At 77.6% G+C, this 7,827-nt stretch carries 8 protein-coding genes and 1 pseudogene; 2 read left to right on the top strand and 7 right to left on the bottom strand.

The genetic code is table 11. From position 1 onward, the window contains the following. The coding region (locus tag ABEB16_RS04680) for a PASTA domain-containing protein (protein WP_345711104.1) at positions 1–451 on the top strand (451 nt) is incomplete at its 5' end. Between the two features lie 59 nt (positions 452–510). On the opposite strand, the gene ABEB16_RS04675 is transcribed toward ABEB16_RS04680, so the two are convergent. The 3 genes from ABEB16_RS04675 to ABEB16_RS04665 form a co-directional block, all read right to left on the bottom strand. After that, positions 511–1,860, bottom strand: a complete 1,350-nt coding sequence (locus tag ABEB16_RS04675) for a class II 3-deoxy-7-phosphoheptulonate synthase (protein ID WP_345711103.1) — start codon at positions 1,858–1,860, stop codon at positions 511–513. Positions 1,861–1,947: 87 nt separating this feature from the next. Continuing rightward, on the bottom strand, positions 1,948–2,973 hold the full coding sequence (locus ABEB16_RS04670) for a 6-phosphofructokinase (protein ID WP_345711102.1): 1,026 nt from the start codon (positions 2,971–2,973) through the stop codon (positions 1,948–1,950). A gap of 165 nt (positions 2,974–3,138) precedes the next feature. Continuing rightward, positions 3,139–3,867 carry a lysophospholipid acyltransferase family protein gene (locus ABEB16_RS04665; RefSeq protein ID WP_345711101.1) on the bottom strand — a complete coding sequence of 243 codons (729 nt, stop codon included), beginning with the start codon at positions 3,865–3,867 and terminating at the stop codon, positions 3,139–3,141. Between the two features lie 196 nt (positions 3,868–4,063). Here ABEB16_RS04665 and ABEB16_RS04660 point away from each other — a divergent pair, with 196 nt between their 5' ends. Next, positions 4,064–4,603, top strand: coding sequence for a hypothetical protein (locus ABEB16_RS04660; protein ID WP_345711100.1), 540 nt, complete (start codon positions 4,064–4,066; stop codon positions 4,601–4,603). A gap of 24 nt (positions 4,604–4,627) precedes the next feature. Here the strand turns inward: ABEB16_RS04660 and ABEB16_RS04655 are convergent, their stop codons facing one another. The 4 genes and pseudogenes from ABEB16_RS04655 to ABEB16_RS04640 all read right to left on the bottom strand — a co-directional run. Continuing rightward, on the bottom strand, positions 4,628–5,404 hold the full coding sequence (locus tag ABEB16_RS04655; RefSeq protein WP_345711099.1) for an endonuclease/exonuclease/phosphatase family protein: 777 nt from the start codon (positions 5,402–5,404) through the stop codon (positions 4,628–4,630). A 7-nt stretch (positions 5,405–5,411) separates the two neighbouring features. Then, a complete protein-coding gene (locus ABEB16_RS04650) occupies positions 5,412–6,428 on the bottom strand; it encodes an ROK family glucokinase (protein WP_345711105.1) in 1,017 nt (338 codons plus the stop codon). An 81-nt stretch (positions 6,429–6,509) separates the two neighbouring features. Continuing rightward, positions 6,510–7,469: an ROK family glucokinase gene (locus tag ABEB16_RS04645; RefSeq protein WP_345711098.1), complete on the bottom strand. Its 960-nt coding sequence runs from the start codon at positions 7,467–7,469 to the stop codon at positions 6,510–6,512. A gap of 157 nt (positions 7,470–7,626) precedes the next feature. After that, positions 7,627–7,827, bottom strand: a pseudogene (locus ABEB16_RS04640) (hypothetical protein); the annotation flags it as partial.

Raw genomic sequence — 7,827 nt, 5'->3', positions numbered from 1 at the left:
CGCGCCGGACACCCGCCTGCGCCGCGACGCCCCGGTCGCGCTCGTCGTCAGCCGGGGCCGCGAACCGATCACCGTGCCGGACGTCGTGGGCACCCCCTACGAGCAGGCCAGGACCGCGCTGGAGGACGCCGGGTTCGTCGTGCAGCGCGACGAGGACGCGGTCAGCGAGACGGTGGCCAAGGGGTCCGTGGTGTCCCGGGCCCCCGAGGCGGCCACCGCCTTCCGCGGCGACACCATCACCCTCGTCGTCTCCAGCGGGCCGCCGCTCGTGACGGTCCCGGACGTGCAGCGCAAGCAGGTGGCCGAGGCCCGCGCCCAGCTGGAGGCCCTCGGCTTCAAGGTCCGGATCAGCGAGGTGCTCGGCGGCTTCTTCGGCACCGTCCGCTCCAGCGACCCCGCCGCCGGCCGCAGCGTCCCCAAGGGCTCCACGATCACCCTGACCGTCGTCTGACGGGGACGCGACGGGGCCCCGGCCGCGCGCGGCGGTCCGGGGCCCCGGTCGTGCGCGGCTCAGCGCCCGCTGAGCATCTCCGCGGCGAGGAACGCCAGCTCCAGCGACTGCTGGTGGTTCAGCCGCGGGTCGCACAGCGACTCGTAGCGGTGCGCCAGACCGGCGTCGTCGATGTCCATCGACCCGCCCAGGCACTCGGTGACGTCGTCGCCGGTCAGCTCGATGTGCAGACCACCGGGCACGGTGCCGAGGGCGGCGTGCACCTCGAAGAAGCCGCGCACCTCGTCCACGATGTCGTCGAAGCGGCGCGTCTTGTACCCGCTGGCCGAGGTCATCCCGTTGCCGTGCATCGGGTCGCAGACCCACGTCACGGTGGCGCCGCTGTCGGTGACCTTGCGCACCAGGTCCGGCAGCACGTCGCGGATCTGCCCGGCGCCCATCCGCGTGATGAACGTCAGCCGGCCCGGTTCCCGCTCCGGGTCGAGGCGGTCGATGAGCTCCAGCGCGTCGTCCGGGGAGGTCTTCGGGCCCAGCTTGACCCCGATGGGGTTGCGGATGCGGGCGGCGAAGTCGATGTGCGCGCCGTCGAGCTGGCGGCTGCGCTCCCCGATCCACACGAAGTGCGCCGAGACGTCGTACGGCGTCTGGGTGCGGGAGTCGATCCGGGTCAGCGGGCGCTCGTAGTCCAGCAGCAGCGCCTCGTGGCTGGCCCAGAACTGCACGCTGCGCAGCGCGTCGAAGTCCGCCCCGCAGGCCGCCATGAACCGCATCGCCTTGTCGATCTCGCGGGCCAGGGCGTCGTAGCGGGCGTTGGCCGCGTTCGCCGCGAACCCCCGGTTCCACTCGTGGACGAGGCGCAGGTCGGCGAAACCGCCCGTGGTGAAGGCCCGGATGAGGTTCAGCGTGGCGCTGGAGGTGTGGTACGCGCGCAGCAGCCGGCGCGGGTCCGCGGCCCGGGCCTCCGGGGTGAAGGCGTAGTCGTTGACGGCGTCGCCGCGGTAGGCGGGCAGCGTCACGCCCTCGCGCGTCTCGGTGCCGGAGCTGCGCGGCTTGGCGAACTGCCCCGCCATCCGGCCCATCTTGACGATCGGCAGCCCCGCGCCGTAGGTGAGGACGGCCGACATCTGCAGCATCGTCTTCAGCCGGCGGCGGATGCCGTCCGCGGTGGCCGCCGCGAACGTCTCGGCGCAGTCACCGCCCTGCAGCAGGAACGCCTCGCCGCGGGCGGCGGCCGCCAGCTGCCCGCGCAGGTCGTCGCACTCACCGGCGAAGACCAGCGGCGGGTAGGACGCCAGCTCGGCGCGGACCTCGTCGAGGGAGACGGGGTCCGGCCACTCCGGCTGCTGCGCGGCCGGCAGGTCGGGCCACGAGATCGGCGAGGTCGCGGGAGGGGTACCTGGCGTGCTCACGGCTCCAGTCTGGCACCCGCCGCAGCGGTGCAGGACCACCACGCGGCGATGTCCACGGCCCGGGCGCGGGCGGCGGGCCCGGGCACCTCACCACCGCACGCCGGCGGTCTCCGCGATGCGCGCCGCCGGCACCGTCTTGAGCACGCCCGTGGCCTCCGACAGCGGCACCTGCACGACCGAGGTGCCGCGCAGCGCGGCCATCGTGCCGAAGTTCCCCTCGGCGATCGCGGTGACGGCCGACAGGCCCGAGCGGGTGCCCAGGATGCGGTCGGCCGCCGAGGGGGTCCCACCGCGCAGCAGGTGCCCCAGCACCGTGACGCGGCTGCTCAGGCCGGGGATGCGCTGCGCCAGCTCCCGCTCCAGCCTCTCGCCCGCCCCGCCGAGCTGCACGTGGCCGAAGGCGTCCAGCGGCGCCCCCGTGGTGACCTCCGCGTCACCGACGGCGGCGCCCTCGCTCACCACGGCGAGCGGCGCCTCGCCGCGCTCGAGGACCTCGCGCACGGTGGCCGCCACCTCGTCGAGGTCGACGGGCACCTCCGGCAGCAGCGTGACGTGCGCCCCGGCCGCCATCCCGGTGTGCAGCGCGATCCAGCCCGCGTGCCGCCCCATCACCTCCACGATCATCAGGCGGTGGTGGGAGGCGCCGGTGGTGTGCAGCCGGTCGCAGGCCTCCACCGCGGTCTGCACGGCGGTGTCGAAGCCGAACGTGAAGTCGGTGGCCGACAGGTCGTTGTCGATCGTCTTGGGCGCGCCCACGACCGGCACCCCCGCCTCGTGCAGGGCCGTGGCCACCCCGAGGGTGTCCTCCCCGCCGATGGCGAGCAGCGCGTCGACGCCGAGCTCGGCCAGCGTCTTGCGGATGCGCTCGACGCCGCCCTCGACCGCGAGGGGGTTGGTGCGGCTGGAGCCCAGCACCGTGCCGCCCACCGCCAGCAGCGGGCGCACCCGCTCGGTGTCCAGCGGCGTGGTCAGCCCCTCCAGGACGCCCTTCCAGCCGTCGCGGAACCCCACGAACTCGAAGCCGTGCCGCTGCGCACCGGCGATCACGGCGGCCCGGATGACGGCGTTCAGGCCGGGGCAGTCCCCGCCCCCGGTCAGCACTCCGACGCGCACGTGCTCTCCTCCCCCGGCCACGGCGTCGTGACCGGCTCCGCACCCGCGGGCGCCCTGCCCGCGGGTCCTGCCGCCGGCTGCCGCCGGGCGGGTGGTGGTCCTCGCGGGGGGGATGCTGCCACCGCCGGGTGCCGCACGCGCGGGCAGCCCCCGGCGTGGCGCGCCTCAGCGTCCTGGCGCCGTGCGACCGCCCGGTGCGCCACCGGCGGTCCCGTCCCGGCGCCCCGGCGCGCGCTTGGCCTCGGCGGCGTAGACGTCGACGTACTCCTGCCCGGACAGCTTCATGATCTCGTACATGATCTCGTCGGTCACCGAGCGCAGCACGAACCGGTCGTCCCGGCGGCCGGCGTAGCGGGAGAAGTCCAGCGGCCGGCCGACGACGACGCTCACCCGCCGCACGCGCGGCAGCCGGGTCCCCGCCGGCTGCACCAGGTCCGTGCCGATCATCGCCACCGGCACGACCGGTGCCCCCGACTCGAGCGCGATGCGGGCCACCCCGGTGCGGCCGCGGTAGAGGCGCCCGTCCGGGGAGCGCGTGCCCTCGGGGTAGATGCCGAACAGCTCCCCGGCCGCCAGCACGCGCACGGCCTCGTCGATGGCCCGCCGGCTCGCCCCGCCCCCGGAGCGGTCGACGGGCAGCTGGCCGATGCCCCGGAAGAAGCCGGCCGTCAGCCGCCCCCGCACGCCGCGGCCGGTGAAGTACTCCGACTTGGCGATGAAGGTGATCCGCCGGGGGACCACGACGGGCAGGAAGAGCGGGTCGGAGAAGGCCAGGTGGTTGCTCGCGAGGATCGCGCCACCGGCGGGCACGTTCCCCAGCCCGTGCACCCTGGGCCGGAACACCGTCTTGACCACGGGCTCGGCGAGCAGCAGCTTGATCAGCCAGTAGAGCACGGGCTGCTCCGGCCTCCTCGCGTCGCGGCGCGGCGCGCCGACGGCGGCCGTCGCCGGATGCTACGGCCTCCCCGCGGCCGCGGCAGGTCGGCCCGGTGCGGCGGGTGCGCCGGACGGGTGGGCCGGACGGGTGGGCCGCCGCCGCCGGGCCGGTCGAACGCCTCGACGCCCGCTGGTGCGCGTGCCACCATGGGTCGTGCCCGCGAACCCCGACGAGACCGGTGACCCCGGCGGCGACCTGGACGTCGACGCCGTGTTCGCGGAGATCGTCGCGCGCTGGGACACCCCCTCCTCGCCCGCGCGCGCCGCGGAGGTCGCCGGCGAGGAGGACCGCGAGTCCCCCTCCACCGCCGCGCCGGAGGCCCGCCGCACCGTGCTGCCGCTGCCGCGCGCACCCGTCGAGGCGCCGCCCCCCGCACCGCAGCGCGACACCGTCCCCGACGCGGCCCCCGCCCGGGGCGGCAGGCCCGAGGACGAGGAGCCCGACCCCTTCGCGGCCGACGGGTTCGTGCCGCCGGAGCCGCCGCCGCTGCCCCGCGACCTCGTGGTCTGGGCGGCCTGGGCCGGTGTCCTCGGCGGGCCCGTCGTCCTCCTCGTCGCCGCCGTCGCCCGCGGGCACCTGCCCGGTCTCGTCGCGGCGATCGCCGCCGCCGCGTTCGTCGCCGGCTTCGCGACCCTCGTGCTGCGGCTGCCGTCCCGGCGCGAGGACGACGACGACGACGGCGCGGTGGTCTGAGGACCCACCGCCGCGCCGGGCGCGTCAGGCCGGTGGGACGAGCAGGTCCGCGCGCACCGGGCGGTGGTCGGTCGCCACCACCAGGTCGGCCGCCGGGGCGGCGACCTCCCCCGCGTCGCGCACCCCCAGCCCCGCGCCCACGAGCACCGCGTCGATGCGGCGGCGCGGGTGCCGGGCCGGGAAGGTCGCCGGTGCCGACGCCGCGCCCAGCGGGTCGCGCAACCGCTCGCGCAGGAACCGCTGGGCCGAGCCCTCCGGTCCCTCGTTGAGGTCACCGGCCACCACGACCCGCTCGCCCGCCCCCGCCAGGACGGACGCCCCCGCGGTGTCGAGGTCCTGCAGCCGGCGGCAGTGGTCGAGGCGCTCACCGGCGTCGAGGCCCAGGTGCACGCTGCGCACGCCCACCGGCGGGGACCAACCGCCCGGACCGGGCACCCGCAGCAGCACCTCGGCCGCACCGCGCCGGCGCACCGGCCGCCGGCCGCGCCACAGCGGCACCGGCAGCGCCCGCACCCCGGCCGCCAGCACGTCCGGGCGCGGGGAGACGAGGACGGCGGTCCCGGCCCCCGCCCGCCCCGCGGCGCACACCCGCAGCCCGCAGGCCGCGGCGAGGGCGGGCAACCGGGAGGCGGTGAGCAGCCGGGTGGGCGCCTCCTGCAGGCAGACGAGGTCGGCGGCCGCGGCCAGCAGCACCCGGGCCAGGGCGGCGCGGTCGTCGGCGAGCTCGTGCACGTTCCAGCTCACCAGGCGCAGCGGCAGCCCCCCGCCGGGGTCGGGTGCGGGGTCGCGTCCGGTGCCCAACCCCGGCTCACCCCCAGCCGCGGGACAGGTCCGCGGCACCGACGAGCCCCGCCGCGGGTCCCAGCTCCGCCCGCACCAGCCGCAGCTCCGGGCGGAACCCGCGGCCGGTCAGGGTGCGCCGGTACGCCTCCCACGCCGGGCCGAGGAGCAGGTCACCGGCATCGGACACCCCGCCGCCCACCACGACGGTGCCGGGGTCCAGCGCGGCGGCGAGGTTGGCGATGCCGATGCCCAGCCAGCGGCCGACCTCCTCGAACAGCTCCACCGCCGCCGCGTCGCCGTCCTGGGCCGCCGCCGTCACCAGGGGACCGGTGATGGCCCCCGGATCGCCACCGGCCCGCTCCAGCAGGCCCTGCGCCACGGGCGAATCGGCCCGGGCCAGCTCCCGCGCCTCCCGCACCAGGGCGTTGCCGGAGGCGTACTGCTCCCAGCAGCCGCGGTTGCCGCACTCGCAGCGGTGGCCACCGGGGACGATGACCATGTGGCCGAACTCCCCGGCCAGCCCGTGCCTGCCGCGCTGCACCCGCCCGGAGTTCACGATCGCCCCGCCGATGCCCGTGCCCATCGTGACGCACACCATCCGGCTCTCCCCGCGACCGGCCCCGAAGCGGTACTCCCCCCACGCGGCGGCGTTGGCGTCGTTCTCCACCAGGGTGCGCCGCCCCACCCGCCTGCCGAGGCGGGCGCGCACCCGCCGCTCCACCGCGTCCCGCAGCGGCTCGTGCCGCCACGCCAGGTGGGGGGCGAAGAGCACGCTCGAGCGGTCGGCGTCGACGAAACCCGCCGCGCCGATGCCGACGGAGACGACCTCGTGGCGGGCCGCCAGCTCCTCCACGACCTCGGCGATGACGTCCTCGACCGCCTGCGGGCTCTTGGTGGGCGTCTCGCGGCGGACCTGGCTGAGCACCCGCCCCTCGCCGTCGACCACGCCCGCCGCGACCTTCGTGCCGCCGATGTCGACGCCCACCGCCGGGCCGTCCCCGATCAGGGCGCGGCGCGTCTGCTGCCGCAGGCGCTGCTGCAGCTCGGTGCGGCGCGGGTCGGGCGAGGGCCGGCGGGTGCGGCGCGGAGCGGGCACAGTGGCTCCCTGCGGTCGGGGTGGTGCTCAGAGGGTGCGGGCGAGGTCCGCCGCACCGATCATGCCCGCGTCGTTGCCGAGCTCCGCGAGCCGCAGCGGCGCCGGCGCCCGGTGGCCACCGCCGGACAGGCTCGCCGCGAAGCTCTCCCGCGCGGGGGCCAGGAGCAGGTCGCCGGCGGCGGAGACCCCGCCGCCCACGACGACGACGGCCGGGTCGAGGACGGCGACGAGGCTGGCCGCGCACTCCCCCAGCCAGCGCCCCAGCTCGGCGAGCAGCTGGACGGCCGCGGGGTCGCCCTCGACGGCGAGGCGGGTCACGAGCGGGCCGTCGATCGCGTCGACCTCCCCGCCCGCCGCGTCCAGCAGCGGCTTGCCCGGGGCCTCGGCGCCCCGCACCAGGGCGCGGGCCTCGCGCACGAGGGCGCTGCCGGAGACGTACTGCTCCCAGCAGCCGCGCTGCCCGCAGCCGCAGGGGTGCCCGCCGGGGACGGCGCGGGCGTGCCCGACCTCCGCGGCGGCACCGTGCGCGCCGCGCTGCAGGTGGCCGCCGGCGATGATGCCGCCGCCGAGGCCGGTGCCGACGGTGAGCAGCAGGACGTCGTCGACCGGCGCGCCGTCGCCGCCGACGGCCCCGCCGAAGCGGTACTCCCCCCAGGCGGCGGCGTTGGCGTCGTTCTCCACGACGACCGGGCGCTCCAGCACCGCCTCCAGGCCGGCGCGCAGCGGCTCGTCGCGCCAGGCGAGGTTGGGGGCGAAGACGACGGTGGAGCGGGCGGCGTCGACGAACCCGGCGGCGGCCACGCCGACGGCGGTGACGGTGTGGGTGGTGGCCAGCTCCGCGACGGCGTCGGCGACGGCGGCCCGGATGTCGGCCGGCGCCTTGGCCGGGGTCTCCCGCCGGGTGCGGGCGACGACGACCCCCTGCTCGTCGACGACGCCCGCCGCGATCTTGGTGCCGCCGATGTCGATGCCGACCGTGTGCGCCATGGATGTCCTCAGCTCCCGGACGGGCGGCGCCCACCGGCACCGCCCCGTTGAGTCGTCTCCCGGCCGCGCGCTCGTGCACCGCCGGCCAGACCGCGGTGCACCCGCCCGGGCCCCCGCGGCAGGTTAGCGCCCGCGGTGCCCCGCGGAGGAGGGGCGCTCAGAGCAGGAGGCCGGCCACGGTGGCGAGCAGCAGCAGGAGCAGGGCCAGGGCCGCCGCACCGCCGGCGGCCAGGAGCCGGCCGGAGCGGCGCGAGAGGCCGCGCGGGCTGCCGGTGCGGGTGCTGGCGGCCAGTTCGGCGAGGAGGCGCTCGGCCACCCGGTCGGCGTCCGGGTCGGCGTCCGGGTCGGCGTCCGGGTC

This window comes from Kineococcus glutinatus (assembly GCF_039542765.1).
Taxonomy (GTDB): domain Bacteria; phylum Actinomycetota; class Actinomycetes; order Actinomycetales; family Kineococcaceae; genus Kineococcus_A; species Kineococcus_A glutinatus.
Note: the sequence above shows the minus strand (reverse complement) of the source record. Positions and strands in the feature narration are given on the sequence as shown.